The sequence below is a fragment of the Desulforamulus aeronauticus DSM 10349 genome, assembly GCF_900142375.1.
In the GTDB taxonomy this organism is placed as follows: Bacteria; Bacillota; Desulfotomaculia; order Desulfotomaculales; family Desulfotomaculaceae; genus Desulfotomaculum; species Desulfotomaculum aeronauticum.
The window spans coordinates 78,256-98,500 of sequence record NZ_FRAR01000021.1; the positions used below are offsets into that span (position 1 = coordinate 78,256).

At 42.5% G+C, this 20,245-nt stretch carries 18 protein-coding genes; 5 read left to right on the forward strand and 13 right to left on the reverse strand.

Translation table 11 applies throughout. The annotated features are described in order from the left end of the window. Nucleotides 1–353: 353 nt before the first annotated feature. Nucleotides 354–779 (reverse strand): VOC family protein, encoded by a 426-nt coding sequence (locus BUA78_RS13915; protein WP_072915678.1) that lies wholly within the window; start codon nt 777–779, stop codon nt 354–356. A 328-nt stretch (nt 780–1,107) separates the two neighbouring features. Between BUA78_RS13915 and BUA78_RS13920 the strand changes: the two genes are divergently transcribed. After that, nucleotides 1,108–2,115, forward strand: a complete 1,008-nt coding sequence (locus tag BUA78_RS13920; protein WP_072915681.1) for a hypothetical protein — start codon at nt 1,108–1,110, stop codon at nt 2,113–2,115. A 65-nt stretch (nt 2,116–2,180) separates the two neighbouring features. Here BUA78_RS13920 and BUA78_RS20890 read toward each other — a convergent pair whose 3' ends face one another. From BUA78_RS20890 to BUA78_RS13950, 7 genes are all read right to left on the reverse strand, one after another. Then, nucleotides 2,181–2,309, reverse strand: coding sequence for a hypothetical protein (locus BUA78_RS20890; RefSeq protein ID WP_274377400.1), 129 nt, complete (start codon nt 2,307–2,309; stop codon nt 2,181–2,183). A gap of 358 nt (nt 2,310–2,667) precedes the next feature. After that, nucleotides 2,668–4,278 (reverse strand): thiamine pyrophosphate-binding protein, encoded by a 1,611-nt coding sequence (locus BUA78_RS13925; RefSeq protein WP_072915684.1) that lies wholly within the window; start codon nt 4,276–4,278, stop codon nt 2,668–2,670. 341 nt (nt 4,279–4,619) lie between these two features. Further along, the gene (locus tag BUA78_RS13930; protein ID WP_072915686.1) at nt 4,620–6,251 is read right to left on the reverse strand and encodes an AMP-binding protein; all 1,632 of its coding nucleotides are present in this window, start codon (nt 6,249–6,251) and stop codon (nt 4,620–4,622) included. Between the two features lie 135 nt (nt 6,252–6,386). Then, nucleotides 6,387–7,364 carry an NAD-dependent epimerase/dehydratase family protein gene (locus BUA78_RS13935; RefSeq protein WP_238456830.1) on the reverse strand — a complete coding sequence of 326 codons (978 nt, stop codon included), beginning with the start codon at nt 7,362–7,364 and terminating at the stop codon, nt 6,387–6,389. Continuing rightward, nucleotides 7,322–8,311 (reverse strand): GDP-mannose 4,6-dehydratase, encoded by a 990-nt coding sequence (locus BUA78_RS13940; RefSeq protein ID WP_072915688.1) that lies wholly within the window; start codon nt 8,309–8,311, stop codon nt 7,322–7,324. Before BUA78_RS13940 ends, BUA78_RS13935 begins: the two co-directional genes overlap by 43 nt. Further along, the gene (gene rfbF, locus BUA78_RS13945) at nt 8,304–9,089 is read right to left on the reverse strand and encodes a glucose-1-phosphate cytidylyltransferase (protein WP_072915690.1); all 786 of its coding nucleotides are present in this window, start codon (nt 9,087–9,089) and stop codon (nt 8,304–8,306) included. The genes BUA78_RS13940 and rfbF overlap by 8 nt, the downstream gene beginning before the upstream one ends. Then, nucleotides 9,046–9,792, reverse strand: a complete 747-nt coding sequence (locus BUA78_RS13950) for a glycosyltransferase family 2 protein (RefSeq protein WP_072915693.1) — start codon at nt 9,790–9,792, stop codon at nt 9,046–9,048. Before BUA78_RS13950 ends, rfbF begins: the two co-directional genes overlap by 44 nt. A 142-nt stretch (nt 9,793–9,934) precedes the next feature. Between BUA78_RS13950 and BUA78_RS13955 the strand changes: the two genes are divergently transcribed. Beyond that, nucleotides 9,935–11,344 (forward strand): MptA/MptB family glycosyltransferase, encoded by a 1,410-nt coding sequence (locus tag BUA78_RS13955; RefSeq protein WP_072915696.1) that lies wholly within the window; start codon nt 9,935–9,937, stop codon nt 11,342–11,344. A gap of 83 nt (nt 11,345–11,427) precedes the next feature. After that, nucleotides 11,428–12,120 (forward strand): septum site-determining protein MinC, encoded by a 693-nt coding sequence (gene minC / locus BUA78_RS13960; RefSeq protein ID WP_072915698.1) that lies wholly within the window; start codon nt 11,428–11,430, stop codon nt 12,118–12,120. A 69-nt stretch (nt 12,121–12,189) separates the two neighbouring features. Here minC and BUA78_RS13965 read toward each other — a convergent pair whose 3' ends face one another. After that, on the reverse strand, nt 12,190–12,726 hold the full coding sequence (locus BUA78_RS13965) for an NUDIX hydrolase (protein ID WP_084082437.1): 537 nt from the start codon (nt 12,724–12,726) through the stop codon (nt 12,190–12,192). Nucleotides 12,727–12,958: 232 nt separating this feature from the next. On the opposite strand from BUA78_RS13965, the gene BUA78_RS13970 reads away from it, so the two are divergent. Further along, nucleotides 12,959–14,647, forward strand: a complete 1,689-nt coding sequence (locus BUA78_RS13970; protein ID WP_338011626.1) for a Na/Pi cotransporter family protein — start codon at nt 12,959–12,961, stop codon at nt 14,645–14,647. A 213-nt stretch (nt 14,648–14,860) separates the two neighbouring features. Here BUA78_RS13970 and BUA78_RS13975 read toward each other — a convergent pair whose 3' ends face one another. The 4 genes from BUA78_RS13975 to BUA78_RS13990 all read right to left on the reverse strand — a co-directional run bounded on the left by BUA78_RS13975 (nt 14,861) and on the right by BUA78_RS13990 (nt 19,038). After that, on the reverse strand, nt 14,861–15,223 hold the full coding sequence (locus BUA78_RS13975; RefSeq protein WP_072915701.1) for an antibiotic biosynthesis monooxygenase family protein: 363 nt from the start codon (nt 15,221–15,223) through the stop codon (nt 14,861–14,863). Nucleotides 15,224–15,291: 68 nt separating this feature from the next. After that, nucleotides 15,292–15,831 carry a methylated-DNA--[protein]-cysteine S-methyltransferase gene (locus BUA78_RS13980; RefSeq protein ID WP_072915704.1) on the reverse strand — a complete coding sequence of 180 codons (540 nt, stop codon included), beginning with the start codon at nt 15,829–15,831 and terminating at the stop codon, nt 15,292–15,294. Nucleotides 15,832–15,841: 10 nt separating this feature from the next. After that, nucleotides 15,842–17,302, reverse strand: a complete 1,461-nt coding sequence (locus BUA78_RS13985; RefSeq protein ID WP_072915706.1) for an AlkA N-terminal domain-containing protein — start codon at nt 17,300–17,302, stop codon at nt 15,842–15,844. Between the two features lie 356 nt (nt 17,303–17,658). Next, nucleotides 17,659–19,038: a coiled-coil domain-containing protein gene (locus BUA78_RS13990; protein ID WP_072915709.1), complete on the reverse strand. Its 1,380-nt coding sequence runs from the start codon at nt 19,036–19,038 to the stop codon at nt 17,659–17,661. Nucleotides 19,039–19,539: 501 nt separating this feature from the next. Between BUA78_RS13990 and BUA78_RS13995 the strand changes: the two genes are divergently transcribed. Continuing rightward, nucleotides 19,540–20,202 carry a GNAT family N-acetyltransferase gene (locus BUA78_RS13995; RefSeq protein WP_072915711.1) on the forward strand — a complete coding sequence of 221 codons (663 nt, stop codon included), beginning with the start codon at nt 19,540–19,542 and terminating at the stop codon, nt 20,200–20,202. The last annotated feature ends 43 nt before the right edge of the window (nt 20,203–20,245 follow it).

Sequence of the window (20,245 nt, forward strand, 5' to 3'; positions counted from 1 at the left end):
CTCCAAGTGGTCGATTTTTTATTATCATTGGCAACCAAGGTGGTACTTTTATGTTAACATGCATATAAATCCCAAAACAAAAAAACCTCCTTATAGAGGTTTTTTTGTTCAACATAAATGCATTTGTCTTATTCCTCTAAAATAACGGGAAAGTTATCTTTTTTTATAAAAAGGTTATAATAACTCTTCTTCCCCAATGTATTCATCGTCATTAATACACTCATCGGAAAAAGGACATTCATGGCAATCAAGCGGACATATCATTTAAAAATCCTCCAGGGCTTTTGAAAATTAGATTTTGAAAATGAACAGGAAGATAGAACTAAAAAATTGTATCTGCTGCTATCTGATGATTAAGGCAGAACTAAATTGTCCTGCTCATCAAAAGTAAAATAAGGATTATGGGCCACTTCCCAAAGGAAATCATTGGGGTCTGCAAAGTAGCCGCTATAGCCACCCCAAAATACCTTTTCAGCTCGTTTAACAATCCTTGCTCCTAGCTTTTCAACAGTCATCAAGATCTGATCTACTTCCTCTGGATCATTGGCATTATAAGCAAGTGTCACCCCAGAAAAACCACTACCTTCTGGAGAGACTCGAACATCTTCAGCTAATGCGTCCTTTGGATATAAGGCCAACACTATGCCGTTTAAAGGAAAGAAGGCAATGTTATCATTACTTGCCTTTGATAATTCCCATCCTAGGCCTTCTTTATAAAAAGCCAATGATTTCTGGAAATCTTCAACCCCCAATGTAATAATATTGATTCTTGGTTTCATACCCTAAGCCTCCTCTATTTATTATTAAATATAGTCATTAGGTACATCCATTTGTGACCGATAACAAAATAAACTAGTATCATGATCAAGCTATTTTAGCCTAGCGTTTTCTTCTCTATAAGTTCTCAATAAATATTTGATAATTTCTCATGGTATTCATGATTTTACCAAGGTATTAAAAGGATTACTCAGTCACTTCCTAGAAATATTGAAGGCATTATACTATTTCTGAATGTAATATACCATTAATTGGGGAACTATCGGAAGCGCCAAGCAAAAAAGAGTGGTTATCGTTTTAGGATAAGTGTCGTAAGGAGGTGGTGCTCCAATGGAGAATCATATTAAAATTAACGGTATTGTACTGGATTATAAACAGAATAAGCAGGGTACTAAGCGAAAAATCATCTGGTTATTGCTTTGCTTGCTTATGCTATGGTCAATTATATCCCTTTATTTTTATCGCCAACATCTTTTAGTGGTTAAAAGTATCCCCTTAAACGAAAATATTCAGGTAGGAGATACAAAGGTTTATTTGCGGGAATTATCATTGGTAAATTTTGAACGCAAGCCATTTGATTATGATCATCTCCCTTGGTATGCAGAATTTAGTAAGCAACTGCCCCCATTTTTAATAATGCCCTTTTATAAAACCATAACATTTTACAGTTCTCCCTATACCTTTGATGATAACCATGGTAAAGCCGCTATAAATGGCTACTATCTGTCTCCTGTCTTATCACTGGAGGATCGTATTTTTCCGGAAACCGTGGACATCTGGCTAGCTGGAGCTTATGAGGTAGGTTATCTGGGGGGGACATCAACAAATCATAGCGCAAATTCTAACCTACATTCCTTTCAAGTTTATGGGGAACATGTCCCCTTGGATGTCAAAGAATTATACATCATGGTTAACGATAAGGTGAACAATAAAAACCACAAGATACCGATCAAGCTAGACTGGGAAACTAAGACCTATACCTTTTTTAATCCCTTCCCTGTCTATTGGCAGACCTCTAATCCACTGGTTAAAGTACAAGAATTTATTAAGCTGAATGAGAAGGATAAAAATCCGAAGCTGGCTCAGTTAATTCTTCACGACAAACTAAAAACATTTCCCTGGCAACATACGAAGCACGAATATTGGCAACTAGCCTTTGAGGATCGAGTGTCTTACCAAGCTACTTACCAAGGACAACACGATGTAATTACCGTCACCCTTACCTTTGGGGAAAACAAAGAAAACTCATTTAAAGGTATTGCTGAACAGACGTTTTATTTAATTGATCACCAAGGTAGCTGGAAAATTATCGATGTCCACCCAGTGCGAAAAATATAATAATGTCAATAAGAAAAACAGGCAGCCTCTCCTCTACGCTGCCTGTTTTCTTTCGTTATTTATGCTTATATTAAATGTTTGCCGTTCTTAATTGCTTCCATTAAGGCATTGGTGTCCAAGGTAACGTTGGGGACTACCCACAGAGCCAGAGCCACAATGGCCATGGACAACAGAGCTATCAATATTTTTCGCATGGGAATCATTCCTTTCATGGTTACTAATATAATGGGTAAACCAACGATATGGTTATAGTGAACTAATTTAAAAATAAAATCAAGTCTTTCCCCTTATAAAGACGTAAAAATTTACATTTCGTATCGGCAAAAAAACTATATTCAAATATTGTGAATTAGTTTATCTTATATTCCTTAAATTTTTCTATCATCCAGCTGACAAAATGCTTATATTTTGGGAATGAAACTTCACTCTTGGCAGCATAATGAAGTTGAGGTGATAGTAAATGCTAAAATTTGGTAATTTTTTACAATGGGTATTATTAGGCAGTGTTTTCTTATTTATCTTGGCTCTGGCCGCTACAAAATTGAAATTGCGTTAAGGAGCCAAAGTACCTGGTACCATTGTCTCATTACTTATAATATCCACCAAAGCAGGTCTACCGCACAGGAGTGCCTCTCTTAGCGTATCCTCAAGTTTTGTACTGTCTTTTACCCAAAATCCCTTTCCACCGCAGGCCTGGGCAAATTCCGCAAAATTAGGATTATGTAGATTAACTCCCTCTGGAACAAGGTTGCCAACAAGCATGCGATTCTTTTCCTCAATTAACCCCCCATTATTAACAACAATGATAACCACTGGCAAATCGTACTTCACTGCTGTGGTGAAGTCTGCCAACAACATACCCATACCACCATCCCCTACTAAGGCAACAACCTGCCGCTCCGGGTTGGCTATCTTTGCGGCCAGGGCCGCCGGTACTCCAAAACCCATGGTACGCCATTTTCCCGAGAGAATTACCCGCTGTTGTTTAGGAAAAAAATTTCGGCCAAACCAAATGGTATGATCCCCGGTATCAAGGCAAACCACCGCTTCTTGATGCAACAGTTTACCCATGGCTTGAACAATCCTGGCCGGTGGCACCGGACTGCCGTCCTGGTTTCCTTCTTGCTCCATCTGAACACGCCAAACTTCACGGGCCTGGGAAATGGCCATGCGCCAGGACTGTCGCTCTCTTTTCTGTAATAAGCTTGTCAGTTCAGGTAATATTTGCGAGGCATCTCCCACCAAACCATAGACAACGGTAGAGCTGGCACCGACATTGGCGGGTTTAGCATCTAATTCAATAACCGAGATATCCTGGGGAATGTAGTTTTGCGGCCACCAGTTTGCACCAATTCGTAAGCAGAGATCCGCTTGTTTAAGGATTTTTTCTGTCGCTAAACTACCAGCATGACCCAAACCTCCCAGAGCCAAAGGATGTTCACCGGGAATTACACCAATGCCTCCTAAGGTATGGACAACCCCCGCCCCCCACTTTTCTGCCAGTTCCAACACTTGCACATGAGCGGTTCTCGCTCCAACGCCGGCAAGTATAACGGGATGCTCAGCCTTATCTAACCAGGCTATGGCATTATGTATGGTCGTTTGATCGGAACTTGTCCTCGTAAACAAATAGGGTTCTGGCTGACGAATTTGTTCATTGCACGGTAAATTAAATAGATCCATGGGAATGGTTATATGAGCAGCCATTTTTTTAGAAATGGCGGATTTGTAGGCCTGGTTCATTATCTTGCCGGTAGCCTGCGGGTCTGTCAGCAAACTACTATAGGAGACTAGCGAGTGAATCAAAGCTTGTTGATCCAAATATTGCTTCTTATGCGTGCCAATGTCTTGGCGAGCAACCTGACCAGTTATCGCCAGTAGCGGAACGCCATCCTTTTGGGCATCAGCCAACCCATTCAATAGGTGAACAAAACCCGGTCCAGTGGTAGCTGTACATACGGCTATTTCACCAGTCAGTTTGGCATAGGCCGAGGCCATCAGAGCAGCCGTTTCTTCATGGCGAACCGCATAATACTTTATACCTGGCTGACGTGCCAAGGCATCCAGGAAATAAAATATGCCGTCTCCCACTACCCCAAAGACATGTTTTACGCCCCAACTTATCAATTGTTGGACGATTACCTGAGCAACCGTAGCAGACAAATTAGTCCCCCCAATAGAAATTTTCTTTATTCTTGCCAAAATTAGGATGAACATTCATGTATTTGATATTTTTGCTAATAATTCCTAAGCGTGTCTTTCACAACCTAACCTAGTACTCCATATATTGTACTATCCTATCATAAGGGAGGTTTTGACTTATGCAAGTGGCACTTTATATCTGCCTGGGCTTACTGCTGTTACTTATTATTGGCTTACTTATCTTTCTTGTATTGGACATTATTTAATCCCGTCAAATTGACGGGATTAAATAATGTCGCATGCTGCTACAGATAAGAAAAACAAACCGCCATGGAAACTCGGCGGTTTGTTTTTTGCTTTCGTTACTTTTTACTTTTCTTAGACCACTCCATTTCCCTAAGTTGTACCCGGCGGATTTTGCCGCTGACGGTCTTCGGCAGAGCGTCCACGAATTCAATTTCCCTGGGGTATTTATAGGGTGCGGTTACTTTTTTAACATAGTCTTGAAGTTCTTTAACCAATTGAGGTGAAGGCTGATAACCATCGGTTAATACCACAAAGGCTTTGACAATTTCACCCCGTAAATCATCCGGGCTGGCAACCACTGCAGATTCAGCTACCGCATCGTGTTCGATAAGAGCACTTTCCACCTCAAAGGGGCCAATCCGGTAGCCGGAAGCCAATATTACGTCATCAGTCCGGCCTACAAACCAAAAATATCCATCTGGATCCTTTACCGCCCGGTCACCGGTGATATACCAGGACCCACGGAAACAATGCTGGGTGCGTTCTGGTTCTTGCCAATACTCCTTAAACAAACCAGCAGGCCGCTGGGGCAACACTTTAATAGCGATATCCCCTTCTTTACCCGGAGGTAATACTGCACCAGTATCATCAATTACTTCCACCTCAAAACCAGGAGCTGGTTTGCCCATGGCACCGGGACGTATTGGTACACAGGGGAAGTTACCTATTACGAGTACTGTTTCCGTCTGACCGTAACCATCCCGAATAGTTAACCCCGTGGCCTTTCTCCAGGTCTCAATAACTTCTGGATTTAGCGGTTCTCCTGCACCAGTGCAACTCCGCAGTGTGGGGAATTTATATTGGGACAGGTCCTCCAGTACCAACATCCGGTAATTGGTGGGTGCACCACAGAAAGTTGTAATGGGATACTTCTGCAGAAGTTCTAAGCAACGCTTGGTACTAAAACGGGTCTCATGGTAGACAAATAACGCCGCGCCCATGCTCCAAGGACCAAATAAACTGCTCCAACCGGCTTTTCCCCAACCGGTATCAGACAGGTTCCAGTGCAAGTCTGCTGGGTTTAAATCCAACCAATACTTACCCGTCACAAAATGGGCATAGGGGTAGGAGACTTGGGTATGCAATGTCATCTTCGGGTTACCCGTCGTGCCAGAGGTAAAGAAAAGAATGGCTCCATCGTCACTTCTTGTTTTAACTACCGCGAATTCTGTACTATGGTTCTCCATTTCCGTTTGATAATGCAACCAGCCTTCCTTAGGCTCTCCTACAGCTATCTTTAGTTTTAAGGAAGAAAGTTCCTGTTTAATTTCATCAACCTTATTGGCTGTTTTAACATCTGAAATAATCGCTACTGACTGGGCAGTTTGTATTCTATAAGCTAAATCCTTCGAAGTTAGTTGAACTGTTCCAGGGCTGACAATAGCTCCTACTTTTAAACAAGCCAGAAAGGTTTCCCACCACTCGATATAGCGAGGCATAATCAGGATAACGACATCCCCGGCCCGTACACCCTGTTCCATCAGCAGGTTCGCCAGTCGGTTCGAACGTTCTTTAAAATCTTTAAAGGTTCTCCGAATCTCTTGATCCTGTTCATCCACCCAAAGCATAGCCAGCTTGTCCGGATTTTCTGCCCATCTATCGACAACATCCCCAGCGAAATTGAAAAACTCCGGCACATTCCACTGGAATTCTTTTCGTTCCTTTTCATAATCCAACATGTTACTCATTCCATTCCCTCCGATTTTCTGTCAATAGGGATGCGGCACTTTCGGTGCGGCAGAATTTACTGACTAATTATGAAATTAATTATAGCAGATTATGTCAAGGTAATGGACAATAATTTTGGTCAAACTGACCCAGATTTATGACAAGCTATGATAATTAAACAACTGTTGATACCAGCCAATGGTAGCAGTTAACCCCTGCTCCAGAGAGACTTCTGGCTGCCATTTTAAAATTTGACTGACCAGCGTGATATCTACACAATAGGCAAATTGTTCGTCCAACGAATAGGGTTTGGCACCTAACTGTAACAAATGCTTACGCCCTAACATCGCGGCAGCTAATTCTGCTACCTCCCGTAAAGGCAGTGAGATTCCGCTACCAATATTGTATATTCCCCCCACTGCAGTAGGGTTACAGGAAGCCTGCCATAATGCCTCCACAACATCGGTGACATAGATAAAATCCCGATATTGTTCCCCTGCCGTCATGGCAAAGGGTTTGTCCAGAAGAAGGTTTCTCAACAATTGAGACAGAAAAAATTGTTCTCCTTGACCCGGTCCATAAACCAGAGTAGGCCGTAACACCGTTACCGGTAGTTCAAAATACTGCCAGGCCAATAGTCCTAAAATAGTTGTTGCTGCTTTGGCAGCTCCATAGGCAGATCCCGGCCGTAAGGCTTGCTTTTCTCGGTAGGGAACTTGCCCTCGACCGTATTCAGCCGTGCTGCCCATAATAATGATGGATTTACAAGGTCCTTCCTGCAGAGACCGTAGCAAATTCATGGTACCCAACAAATTTATTTGATAGGCCTGCTGCACTGCCGCCCAGGAACGTTCCATCGGTCGTACCCCTGCCAGATGAAAAATTACCTCCGGTGCGAAATCCCTTACCTTACGACTTAATTTCGGATAGTCCAATAGATCTGCCTGAATATTGATTGCATTTTCCTGTTTTATAAAAGAAGAGCTTTTACCACGGGTTAAGGTTGCTACTTCAACCTCTTCCCTCAGTAACCTCTTTAGCAGGCATCTACCAATAAAACCAGTTGATCCGGTAACCAGTACCCGAGTTTTTACCCCAATCCCTTCACTTCCTTTAAATATCGATGATACCACTCTATGGTTTTGCTAAGTCCTGCGGCCAAATCCCATTGAGGCAACCATTCTAATAATTGCCGGGATTTATTGCTGTCACTGTACTGATGATCAATTTCCCCTACTAACGCTCCCCTACCTTGAATAACAGGATGCAAATCTTTTCCCGACACCTTGATGATTTCTTCAACCATTTCCTTCACCGAATAGGGCCGGTGGGGTGCAAAATTAAAGGCTTGCCCCATCACTTCCAAACGGTGCACATTTTCCGCTAAACAAAGATAGGCGTTCACCGCATCTTCCACATACAGATATTCCCGCAGGGGACTGCCATCACTACGAATAATGGGTGATCGCTCCTGCAGCACTGCCTTAATCGTGCCCGGTACGATGCGATTAAAGTTTAAATCTCCACCACCATAAACATTGGCCAAGCGAGAGATAACTACCGGTAGGCGATAGGTGTGATAAAAACTTTGGGCAATGAGATCGCAGCAGGATTTTGAGACATCGTAGGGATGTCTGCCACATAAAGGCTGATCTTCCCTGTAGGGTAATTTCTCCTGGGGACCATAGGCTTTGTCGCTGGAGGCAACAACCACCCGTTCCACCGTAGGAGAAAGTCGACAGGCTTCCAGTATTGTCCAGGTTCCCTTAATGTTTGATTCAAAGGTAGATAAGGGCGATCGGTTGGCAATGGAAACAATGGTTTGGGCGGCTAAGTGAAAAACCGTGTCAATTTCATATTCCGCCAGAACTCGGTTAACAAATTGATAATCGGTAATATCCCCGTAGGCTACGGCCATGCTTTGGATGGTGCCTTCCTGGTAGAGATTGCTAAAGCTAACGTGATCACGGATCATCCCCACAACCCTGGCCCCATTCTTAACCAATTTATTAGTTAACCAACTGCCAATCATGCCGGTACAGCCGGTGACTAAAACATTTTTATCCTGCCAACTATTCATTTTTCCATACCTCCCAAGGCGCCTCACTGATTCGCCAAAGCTTGTTTAACTGCTCCATATCCCGATAGGTGTCCATGCATTGCCAAAAACCCCGATGTTTATAAATTTTCAATTGTCCTTGCCGAGCCATCTGCTCTAAAGGCTCTCTTTCTAAGATGCAACTATTTTCATCAATTAAATAGTTAAGAAACTCTCTGCGAAAGACAAAGAACCCTCCGTTAATCCAGCCCCCTGTAACCTGCGTTTTTTCGCTGAATTCCCTGACCTCTTCTCCCTCCACGGTCAGCTCTCCAAACCTAGACAATGGCCGTACCCCTGTAACGGTAGCCATACAACCGTGCCTTTTATGAAATTCATAAAGTTCCTGAAGATTTACATTGCTTAGGCCATCCCCATAGGTAACCATAAAATCAGTGTCATCACCTAAAAATTTTTCTACACGTTTGAGTCGACAACCCGTCATGGCCTCCACACCAGTGTCTGCCAAAGTTACTTGCCAGTCCAATTTTGGATTTTGATGGATCTGTACTTCTGGTTTTGGTGTAAAGCAAATCGTGAGGTCACTGTTCATCAGTTGATATTGCAGGAAGTATTGCTTAATCATCTCTCCCAAATAACCAAGACAAAGGACAAATTCTTTAAAATCATAATGAGCATACAGTTTCATGATGTGCCAAAGGATAGGCCTTTCCCCCACTGTTACCAGAGGCTTTGGTCGAAATACCGTTTCCTCCTTAAGCCGGGTCCCCTTCCCGCCACACAAGATCACTACTTTCATTCCAAGCACCCCTTTTACGATAGGCAACCATGTTCCGTAGGAACTCCCAGAGAGTTTTCACCCGAACACTGGAATGCCCCCCGTTACGCCGACGAAAAACCACGGGCACCTCCCCCATTGTCATAGACAAATCATGTGCTTTCAACATCACCTCTGCGTCCAAAAACCAGTCCTTCGAGCTAAGAGTTAGTTTTTCATAACAAAGCCTTGTCATAATCTTAGGCGAACCGTTAATGTCACCAACATTTACCTTAAATGTATATACAAAGAGTTTGTTAAATATGTGAGAGACAACCTTTCTTACCAGTCCATCTTCCCGGTAATAGCGATTCACTTTGCACAGATGATAATTTTTCTCCAGTGCTTCCCGAAAGACTCTGATCACATCCTTAGGATCAATCTGTCCATCAGCGCCCATAAAACCCAGGTAATCCCCACTGGCCCAGTGCAAACCGTTAATAATACCCCAGCCATAGCCTTGATTTTGTGTTACCTTAACAACTTTAATTGTTGGATATTCTTGAGACAATTGAGCCAAGATAAGTCCGGTTCCATCGAAAGAACCATTATCCACCAATATCAATTCGTGCTGTATCTCTGCCTTGGTTAATTCCTGCAACAATTCTTGGGTTACCTTTTCAGCATTGGCTTCTTCGTTATACATAGGTAGAACCAGGGATAACACGGGAACTTTGGTGCTCATGATGGCTGCTCTCCTTAGTGATTATTATTCAGACAAGCCAAGTTTTTCTAACCAATACCGAGTTTTACCAACATTGAATAGAACTATACCGGGTATACTAAAGTAATAGTTGGTTAAAATAACCTTTTCTGGGTGGCTCTGGATGAAACAAAGACTTTTGGTTCCCGGTTTATTGACAATTATCACCTGGCTTGTCCTGCTGCTTGCCAGTTATCCAGCTTGGCAAAAGGGTCTACAGCTAAGTGGTGCCTTCATGCCCTTTCTCTTAGCGTTGGTTTTTGTGATAGCCTTTTTCCTTTATTGGAAGGCCATGCGGGATGGAGCCGTTACTGCCAGCAACCTTGAGGTGTTGGGTTGGACCACAGCATTAACCCTACTGCTGGTACTCCTATTCCCCTTCGCCTGTGAGGACGTATATTACTACATGGCCACCGGCCAACTAGCAGAGCAATACCAGGCTAATCCCTATCTAACCACCGCTCATCAAATTAAAGCTTGGCGTTTAGATCCCTTTCTCAGTACCACTAATTGGGGCTTCTTAACCAGTGTTTATGGTCCTATTTGGACAAAGGTAGCGGAATGGTTGGTGGCCCTGACAAATCATCATTTTGGCTTGACGGTACTTATTTTTAAGTTATTCGCAGGTCTGGTACACTTGATCAATACTGTACTGATAGGATTTACCGCACGCAATTACGGTATCAAATCTTCTCAGGCCATGTTGGTATATGGCTGGAATCCATTATTACTATTCGAATTACCAGGTCATGCCCATAACGATGCCTTACTGCTTACCTTTATTATCCTTGCCTTTTATGCACTTACCGTTAGACGTGGTCTATTCTCTCTGCCCTTTTTAACCCTAGCGGTACTGGTAAAATACACACCGGTTCTGTTAGCACCACTTTTCCTATGCTGGCTGTTAAAACGACGTTGGTTTAGCAGTCTATTGATAGGGAGCCTACTTTCTCTGGTGCTTGTGTTTATCTGGTGGTTACCCTATTGGGAGGGTGTAACCACACTACAAGGTGTCGTAAAACAACAAAATTTTTATTCCATTAAATCTCTGCATTACATCCTGTTTACAATAGCCCAGGGACTGTGGCCGACCAGCGAAAAAGTTACTTCCTTTGCAATCATCTCCCATGTTTTAACCATGGTCTTCTCACTCATTTATTTCATTCTTTTGCTCCGGCTATGGCGAAAGAAGTCACAGCATGATCTGCCCATCCTCCTGACCAATACTGTCCTTATTTTGCTGGCCTTTTTAGTAATCGCTAATAAGTGGTTTCAACCTTGGTATCTATCTTGGATGCTAGCCGCAGTTCCGTTGCTGAGTTGGCAAAGTCCTTTATTTACGGTCTCATTGTTGTTGTCCCTGACAGCAGAATTGTCTCGCTTGCCCCAAATGTTGCTAGGACACACTCATTTGGCCATGCATTTGCTTACTTTCCTTGTGGCCTGGTGTCCCCTATTGTTTTATTTTTGCTTGCCCAATGGCCGTTTTCTGAGATATTCCGATGGTACTAGACAAGAAAAAACGCATGAGTAGAAATTTTTCGATTTGGTCGGCAGGATTTGGTCACCTGCGGTCGAAATAGTATTTACCATGTAAAAATTGGAAGGTGTTCACACATGAGTGAAGCTGTCAGTATTAAAGGAACCCGGCACGGGCTTTTAATTCTCCTGGACAAAGAAAGAGATTTTGAAGATATTAAGCAGAATTTATATAAAAAAATGGACTCTGCCAGGGGTTTTTTCAAAGGTGCTGAATTTGCCTTCTACCAAGAACCTGAGGAGAATGAACAAAAACAGGCTCTGGAGCAAATATGTATGGAATACGGTTTAATTCATCAACCAGACATTCGGACGAAGATCATCAGTAATCCTAGCACTACCTCGTCCCCTGAAACCTCCTCAGTTCCTCAACAAAACTCTATTGCCGCCAGTGAAGAAAAAAGCAATCAAACCGATACTCTGTTGGTAAAGAGAAGTCTTCGTTCTGGTCAGAAGGTACATTATCCCGGCCATGTAGTTGTTTTAGGAGATATTCACCCCGGTGCTGAAGTGGTAGCCTATGGTAATGTATTGGTCATGGGTAGCTGCCGTGGTGTGGTACATGCCGGTGCCGATGGTAACAAATATGCTCGGGTGGTGGCCCATCGCCTTTCCCCATCCCAACTGAGAATCGGGTCTTCCATTGCCTGTGCACCAGCAGATTCCCTAGAAGGGGCTCCTTATCCCGAGATTGCTTATCTATCTCCCGATAGCCAAATTATTGTGGAAACCTATAACAGCCGCCGTCCGGCTGGTAGAAGTACCAACTAATAAAACCCCCGGAACCTACTGGTGTCAGCCAGCGGTTGCGGGGGTTTACTTATGCCACATTTCATCGTTTTATTTCAGATGGTAACTGGCCGCCAATAACCCGGCCATGGATTTGCCATCCCGGATTTGGCCGTTAAAAATCATCTCGATGGCTTCCTGCAAAGAGGCCATCTCCACTTCAACAAATTCATCTTCGTCGGGGCTTTGCTCTCCGGCCGTTAGGTTTTGAGCTAGGAAAACATGCATCAATTCATTGGTAAAACCAGGCGTAGTATAAAACTCCATTAGCTTCACTAAAGAAGCAGCTGTATAGCCGGTTTCTTCTTTTAATTCTCTAAGCGCACATACCTCGGGTGTTTCCTGGGGGTCCATTTTTCCCGCCGGTATTTCCCTTAATACTTCTCCCACTGGATAACGGTACTGTGACACCAATAATACCTTCCCTTCATCGGTTACAGCCACGATGGCTACAGCCTGGGAAAACTCTACCACTTCTCTGCTGCTTTCCTTACCATTCGGTAATAAAACTTGATCCACTCGTAAATTTAGTATTTTGCCTTCATAGACCCTGCGGGAGGACAAGGTCGTTTCTTCTAAACTTTGCATTATTCCACTCCTCGTACCATATTTTAGCATTATCATCATTGATTCCTTTTTAAAACTCATAAATCCTGCTGTAAACTATACTTCGTATTCAAATCTCCAGCCAAAATTAGATTTCCCAAACAACGCTCCTTTTCATGAGCAGAATCTAAATAATGGGCTAAAAAAACACTTGCACCAAAAGTCACAATCCCCTATTCTATATTTTAAATAGAACTACTATGGGGGTGATATTTTGAATTGGTATCAGGCAGCTTTCAGTATGATTGGTGGAGTGGGCTTATTGCTATATGGCATGTCTTTGATGAAAGACAACTTACAGAAAGTAGCAGGGAAAAAACTTAGGGAAATTTTAATTATACTGACAAAAAACCGATTAGTAGGTCTGGGACTGGGTATGCTGTTTACTCTATTGTTTCAAAGCAGTACAGCAACCACTGTCTTACTAATTGGCTTAACCAGTGCGTCTATTATCACTTTACGGGAAACCCTGGCCGTGCTTTTAGGCTCGGATATCGGCAGCACGATAACGGCACAGCTCATAGCCTTAAAAGCGACAGAAATATCCTTACCCGTGATTTTCATTGCTACCTTTGCGTTATTATTTAGCAAAACCCATCGTAAAAAAAGACTTTCCTTGGCCATCATGGGCTTTGGCCTGTTGTTCCTGGGCTTAAAAATCATGTCCGATACCATGGCCCCTTTAAAATCAAACCCCTCTGTAGGTCTTATACTAACGAAACTTAGTGCTTACCCGGCCCTAGAAATGGCTGTAGCCGCTATTTTTACCTTCCTGGTTTCCAGCAGTGCCGCCACCATTGGTATTATTATGCTATTAACCATGCAGCAAATGATTACGCTGGAACAGGCCATTTTTATGTTGCTGGGAGCAAATATAGGAACTACTTTTACCCCTTTACTCTCCAGTATCGGATCATCGAGGGAATCACAAAGGGTAGCCTGGGCACATTTTTTGTTTAAAACAACGGGCGTCTTGTTATTTCTTCCCTTCGTGAATCAAGTGGCCAGTTTAATGAAGACATTGGCAGCTTCACCCGGCTTTCAGGTGGCAAATACCCATACTTTCTTTAACGTAACCATAGCATTTTTATATCTGCCGTTTATTCATTATTTTGCTACCTTCCTGGAAAAGTGGATTAAGGATAAAAAAGCAGATAATGTTTTTAGTCCCAAGTATCTCGATGAACATCTGCTAAACAGTCCAGAACTGGCCATTGGTATGTCTCTAAAAGAAACTATTCAAATTTCCGATCTGGTAACAGAGATGGTTAGGCCTATCTACTCTCTCTTTGATTACTACAACCAGGATAAAGTTGATCGCATTTTAGAAAGAGAAGACAAAGTAGACCTTTTGTCCCTCGCTACCAATAACTACTTAACCCAGCTATTAAGACATCCTTTGACGCGGGATGAATTTAATCGTTCGATGGCGTTGGTAAACATCGTCAGAGAATACGAATTTATTGGAGATGTAATTGAAAGAAATATCTTGGGTAAAGCAGAAAATATGAATATCCGTAATTTAGATTTTTCACCCTCCGGTCAACAAGAGATTAAGCTTATTCATGATAAAACGATGGAAATACTGCTTATGGTAAATACTTCCTTCGCTACCAATAACGCTGCCTTGGGGGCAAAAGCACTAAATTTGCAAGAAGAATTAACTGATCTGCACTTTCGGTTAAAAATGAGTCATATCGCACGGATGAGAAGCGGTGGTACAGAGAGCGAGAAAACCAGCTTTATTCATATTGATTTGTTGAATTGCTATTTGCAAATTAGTGAACATCTAAAAAACATTGTTTTACTTAGTGCCCCACTTTCTCATCACCCCGAAGGCTCAGAGTTTCCTGGTAATCGAGAGATTCCCCAAATTATAGAAACGCAAAAACTCCCACTCTAACGGGGGGCAGAGTATTAGAAAACCGGGTGTTTCAGCAAATGAAACACCCGGTTTTCTAAATAATGCTGCCATAAACAAGTTACACATACTTTAAGATTACTCTTGAACTCCCAATAGCTGTCCATTTTCCCTATATCTATGCAAAAATACCGGGCACTCTGTAATACCCGGTACAGTGTTTTTCATTCCCTACTGGCGCTCAGGCAAACTAAGTTAAAAAGCCCATTCAATATTTTTAAAAAAGTTGTTGGAGTCTTTTGGAGCTTCCTGCCGTTCCGTATCCGTATAAGACCTTAGTAAGGATGCAACTGTAATTGTATAGCTTTCAAAAACAGATTCACGTCCTTGAAGTTGGCTCTTGCGGTGTTCGTGTTGATTGCGCCACTCCGTTACGGCTTCTTCATCCTCCCAAACAGATAAACTAAGCAGTTTTCTTTCGTTTACAAGGCTGGAAAACCGTTCAGAACGTATGAATCCTTTTGCCTTTGTCAAATTATCCTTTAGTTTGGCCGCTATAGTGAGGTAGCCGTCCATACAATCTTTTTTTATAGTTACCTCAAATAATACCAATATCATATTTATCCCCTACTTTCCATTCATACAATGGATTTGTATATCAGTCAGATTTTTAGAATTCAATAATATCAAAGGGCTGTACCTTTTGTAGGTACAAACAGCCGCGACATATCGACGCCCTCCAATTCAAGCAATTTTACTTTTGTATGAATGCCCCCGGCATAACCTGTTAAACTGCCATTTGAACCTACAACCCGGTGGCAGGGGATAATAATCGATATGGGGTTATGTCCAACCGCTCCGCCTACTGCTTGACTTGACATGCTTTCCTTGTTCATCTTTGCCGCCATTCTTTTAGAAATGTCGCCATAGGTGATAACCTTGCCGTAGGGTATTTCACATAAAATATCCCATACCCCTTGACGAAACTCACTGCCAATGGGAGCCAACGGCAATTCAGAAATATCAGGCCTTTCACCCGCAAAGTATCTGTCCAGCCATTTTTTTGCAGCATCGAATATTGGCATATCGTTGTTCTCTAGCATGGCTTCGGGTATGGTATCTCCATGATATTTTTGCCCTGCCACCCATAAGCCGACAAGATTCTTTCCGTCACAGGCAAGTGTAATTGTTCCTACAAGTGATGGGTATGTTGTTGAATAATACATTTTTACCTCCTTATAGCGTGTTCCAAAGGTTGACAGTGGCATAACTGCGCCACGGTCGCCAGGCTTCTGCCATTTTCAATAATTCTTTTGCTGTGTAGGGTTGTAATGCTTTTTTTACGCCTGCGTCTGTTTCAAGAAAAGCGTCAGGCCATTCCATAGCACGCATAGCAATATACTGTGCTGTCCAGCTTCCGATACCTCGAATAGCCATCAGCTTTTTCATTTCTTCCTCCGGCTGTGCGCAAAGGTCAAAATTAATTTCCCCCTGCACTAATGCTCGTGCCAGTTCGTAAATAGTATTTGACCGCGCAGCAGTAACACCTAGCACGCCAAAATGATTTTCAATAGCTCCGTCCAAAGCTACTATATCTTTAGGTAAAGGAAAAATATGGGTCAATCCCTCAATCCCGGTTTGCATCGGTGTACCGTAAGTATCAACAATCCTTGCCGCTAATGTGCTTGCTGCTTTCACGGTAATTTGCTGTCCAAGCACCGCCCGTACCACCATTTCGAACGCGTTGAAGCACCCCGGCACACGGGTCCCCAAAACGCAAAGGCCGGGGCGGATGTCGTTCATTACCCGGAGTGTTTCATACACCGCGTTCGGGTCGCAGGATAAGTCAAATAGGTGCCGTATCCGGGCTAATACTTGTGGCAATACGGGTAACAGGGTTTCGCTCACTGTGACAGCTAAGACATTCTTTTTGGGTCTGTGTCCTACCCGTACCCAACCGTATACATGCTTTCCCTCTGTGTTTTCCAAATGCACGGTACGCATGTATTCACCGTTTTTTACAGCCTCTATTCCTGTTATTGCACGTCCGGCGAGAAAGTTCAACATTTCTTCCCAATGATAGGGCGGTCGGTAGCCTAATGCCAAAGTAATATTGCCATTATGTTTTTTCCCTTCCGTAGTCCGTTTCCGTAAAGCCGTAGGCGAAAGGTTGTACTGCTTTTTGAAAAGATCATTGAAGCGGCGCAAGCTGTTGAAACCTGCAGCCATTGCGACTTCGAGAACGGGCAGGTCTGTATCCGTAAGGAGGTTTTTAGCCAGGAGCAATCTGCATGTTTGCAGGTATTGAACCGGCGAGACATGGTATTCATCTGCAAAAACACGCCGCAGGTGTCGGGCGGTACAACCAAGTCTTCCGGCCAGTTCATCTAAACTCTGCCCGCTGCCGCAGTTTTCTTCCAGCAATCTTGCCGCTCTGCGAGCCAGCGTTGCGGTAGCGTCGGTAATTGAAGTGCCAGGGGCAAGCTCCGGTCTGCACAAAAGGCAAGGGCGGTATCCCGCTTGTTCGGCTTCCGCCGCCGTGGTGTAAAAGGTGCAATTTTCGCTTTTGGGTTGCTTTGCCCGGCATACCGGGCGGCAATAGATTCCTGTGGACGATATACCAACAAAAAAACGCCCGTCAAAGCGTGCATCTTTTGCCTTGAACGCTGCATACAGAGCACTTTTGTTATCCGTCATCTTTTCGCCCCCTTTCCTGAATTGGTTTATTATATCACGTTTCCCCAAAACATCTGGCCATTTTCGGACATGGTTTTTTAAGGTCACAGTTATGGGGATAATTCCTTTTTCAAACAAAAAACATCTCGCTTTTTGAAAGCAAGATGTTTTTTGTTTGAAAAACACAGTTGTTCCCTCAGTAGGGGTAGGAAATTACCCTGGTGCAAATTCCGTAACTACCATTCATGCGCCGCCTCAGGCAACTGTAGCTATCATATTGCCTTGTAAAGATATGCTAATTGGTACTGGCATCATTATAAAAAAGGTGACAAATATCTAGGGGTGCCTCTGAAGTGCACCCCTTTCCTTTGCGTACATTATAAGCCAAAAAAACGACTAAATTTACTGGCAATATTCACTAAGGGTCTTTTAAGTCTGCTTTCTAATTCCATCTTTTCTGCTTGCACTCTGCTTAACTCCTGCTGCGTTAAGCGGAGTGTCTTTTGCAGATCCTCTCCACCCTCCAAAGCTTCCTTGAGGTCGTTACTTAGAAGATTAATATCCTGTTGCAGTTTGCGTTCTTCGAACTGGGCATTTTGCTGATATCTTTCTATTTTCTGTTTTAGTTCCACTATCTCAGTTTGTAGTTCAGCAACCCGTGTACTATAACGTTCTTTTAATTCAGCTAAGCGTGCTTTATTTTCTCGATCCCTTTCTTTATATTGCTGAAGTTTAGTAAATAGCCCCTCTAAACTAGATTGGTTTTTCTCAGAAACATCTTTTATTTGAGCCTTTGCCTGTTCTTCTTCTCTGGCCTTACGAACCCATAAACGGCATTGGTAGAGGATGCTGTTAGCTTTATTTTCAGTTCTTTCTAATTCATGACGATAGCGCAAGATTTCTTTTTTGCGAAGATTTAATAAGAGATCCTTTTCTGATAACTGGGTAGCCAAATGATTGTATTGTTCAACTACCGAAGCTCTTTGGGCTAATGCAGCAGCGGCCTCCCGTTGTGCCGAGCCCAATTCATTAAGTTGATAGATAAATTTCTCATTTTTTTGCAGCAACTTCGTTCTTTCATTTTGCCACTGCTTTTTTTGTTTGTTTAAGATATTTAAATATCTCTTTACTAAATCATCGTAAATGCTCTGGGCCTGGGGATTGTAAGTCCAAACATCACTGCTAACTCTTTCAAAATAAGGAAATTTACTCAGCACTTGCATTACAGCGGGTTTACTAGTGACACGCCACTCGTTTACACATTCAAACAATTGTTGAGAGGATAGCCCCCCCTGGTGCAGTTTTAACGCCTTAATAACTAAATGCTTTAATGAATATTGTTCCGCCTCTACATTCCACTCGGTTAATCCCCAGTTGCCGTTATCTAACTGCACAAAGCGGCCGTCCGGCATTAATGCTGCTTCTTCTGCTAGTTTACGCATTCTTTTTTTTCGTGCCACCGGGTTACTGACCACTTGGCGTAAAGCAATAGGTTGTTGTCGCTTGATAAGCATTTGATAAAAGTGATCATTCTCTGGGTACCCCTGTAGTTTTAAACGAAATTTACCATTTTGATCAGCATAAAAGCAGGCATGTTGCTTCAAACACAGTCGAATTCTTTCCATTACCTTATCGCTGGAATAATCTTGCATCATCTTTTTTTGTACATAAGGAGTTATTTCTTCAATGGATAAACCATCAAAAAAGAAAAGTGTTTTCTTTAAAACATCCGTTAATGAGTTAAGTTTGGTGGTCACTATCCTCCATCACCTTCCTGTACTATAATAAACGGCAAAAATGGAATTATATGTCTTTCACTCTTGTTATATTCCCTTTATTCTTTTACTTCCCTTCCTTTATTTGTAAATTTTTTCCTGCATAATTCGCTGCAAGCTTACATTGTGCTCAAATTTTAGAGGTTTTAAAATGTCTTTCCTGTCGAATCAGTTTAAAAAAGTAAGTCCTTTGTCAATATAAAATTTAAAATAGTTAAATGCTTGTAAATTTAGGCACAAGTAACATATAATAAACTTGAAAGGTTAAATCTGTACCTTGAATGGTAAAAAATAAAGTCCAAAAGGTTTTTTCTTGACCTATCACATCAAAAAATATATACTTTCCGATAGGCATAAAAAGGCAAACTAGACTTCCACCGGTTTGCCTACCTGTTTGCTTGTAACCTATAAGGTTATGACCTAGGTTATATCCTGTAGGTACGTCTAAAGACTTGGCATCAGTTTTTCTAAGGGGGTGTAGCGATGAGTATTGCCTTTGATACTGAGTCAAATAATGAGAATGAATCCCTGGCTGTCAAAATCGAAAATGGTATACTCAGAACACCTCGCGGGATTATTCATTTGGAAGGACCTTGTAGCAGCGATTACATTGCTCGTCTAACCATGGATGCAGGATTAAAAAATTTCCGTCCACCGGCCCGACAGCAAGAGGCATTGATGTTAATTTCCAACCTTTCGGAAGGAAAAGTTTTCATTGCCAGGTTTCAAGATGTAATTATTGGCTATGTAACCTTCCATTACCCGGACGAGTATAGCCGTTGGAGTAAGCACCCTTATATTGTGGAATTAGGGGCAGTAGAAATTAGCCCAGAATGGCGAAAGGACAAAGTAGCCCATTATTTATTAGCGGAAGCCTTCAATCATGGTTTTGTAGAGAATCACATCATTATAACCATTGAATTTTGTTGGCACTGGGATTTAAAGAACAGTGGTTTAAGCATGGTGAGTTATCAAAAAATGTTGACCCGGTTATTCTCGTCAGTGGGATTGCAAAAGAGAGCTACAGATGACCCGGACATTACGGAACACCCGGCCAATGTGATGATGGTAAGAATGGGTAAAAATGTACCGAAAGAGGCTATTCAGAGATTCGAAGAACTTACTTTCTTAAATCGAGGCATATAAAATATCCCACCCAAATTAAGGGTGGGATATTTTTTCTTATGGC

What these genes read in the sequence shown, in the direction of transcription:
- BUA78_RS13940 (WP_072915688.1), bottom strand. Translation starts at nt 8,311, where the DNA reads ATGAATAGTTGGCAGGATAAAAATGTTTTAGTCACCGGCTGTACCGGC.
- BUA78_RS13955 (WP_072915696.1), top strand. Translation starts at nt 9,935, where the DNA reads ATGAAACAAAGACTTTTGGTTCCCGGTTTATTGACAATTATCACCTGG.
- BUA78_RS13995 (WP_072915711.1), top strand. Translation starts at nt 19,540, where the DNA reads ATGAGTATTGCCTTTGATACTGAGTCAAATAATGAGAATGAATCCCTG.
- minC (WP_072915698.1), top strand. Translation starts at nt 11,428, where the DNA reads ATGAGTGAAGCTGTCAGTATTAAAGGAACCCGGCACGGGCTTTTAATT.
- BUA78_RS13980 (WP_072915704.1), bottom strand. Translation starts at nt 15,831, where the DNA reads ATGTATTATTCAACAACATACCCATCACTTGTAGGAACAATTACACTT.
- BUA78_RS13975 (WP_072915701.1), bottom strand. Translation starts at nt 15,223, where the DNA reads ATGATATTGGTATTATTTGAGGTAACTATAAAAAAAGATTGTATGGAC.
- BUA78_RS13915 (WP_072915678.1), bottom strand. Translation starts at nt 779, where the DNA reads ATGAAACCAAGAATCAATATTATTACATTGGGGGTTGAAGATTTCCAG.
- rfbF (WP_072915690.1), bottom strand. Translation starts at nt 9,089, where the DNA reads ATGAAAGTAGTGATCTTGTGTGGCGGGAAGGGGACCCGGCTTAAGGAG.
- BUA78_RS13950 (WP_072915693.1), bottom strand. Translation starts at nt 9,792, where the DNA reads ATGAGCACCAAAGTTCCCGTGTTATCCCTGGTTCTACCTATGTATAAC.
- BUA78_RS13930 (WP_072915686.1), bottom strand. Translation starts at nt 6,251, where the DNA reads ATGAGTAACATGTTGGATTATGAAAAGGAACGAAAAGAATTCCAGTGG.
- BUA78_RS20890 (WP_274377400.1), bottom strand. Translation starts at nt 2,309, where the DNA reads ATGCGAAAAATATTGATAGCTCTGTTGTCCATGGCCATTGTGGCTCTG.
- BUA78_RS13920 (WP_072915681.1), top strand. Translation starts at nt 1,108, where the DNA reads ATGGAGAATCATATTAAAATTAACGGTATTGTACTGGATTATAAACAG.
- BUA78_RS13985 (WP_072915706.1), bottom strand. Translation starts at nt 17,302, where the DNA reads ATGACGGATAACAAAAGTGCTCTGTATGCAGCGTTCAAGGCAAAAGAT.
- BUA78_RS13965 (WP_084082437.1), bottom strand. Translation starts at nt 12,726, where the DNA reads ATGCAAAGTTTAGAAGAAACGACCTTGTCCTCCCGCAGGGTCTATGAA.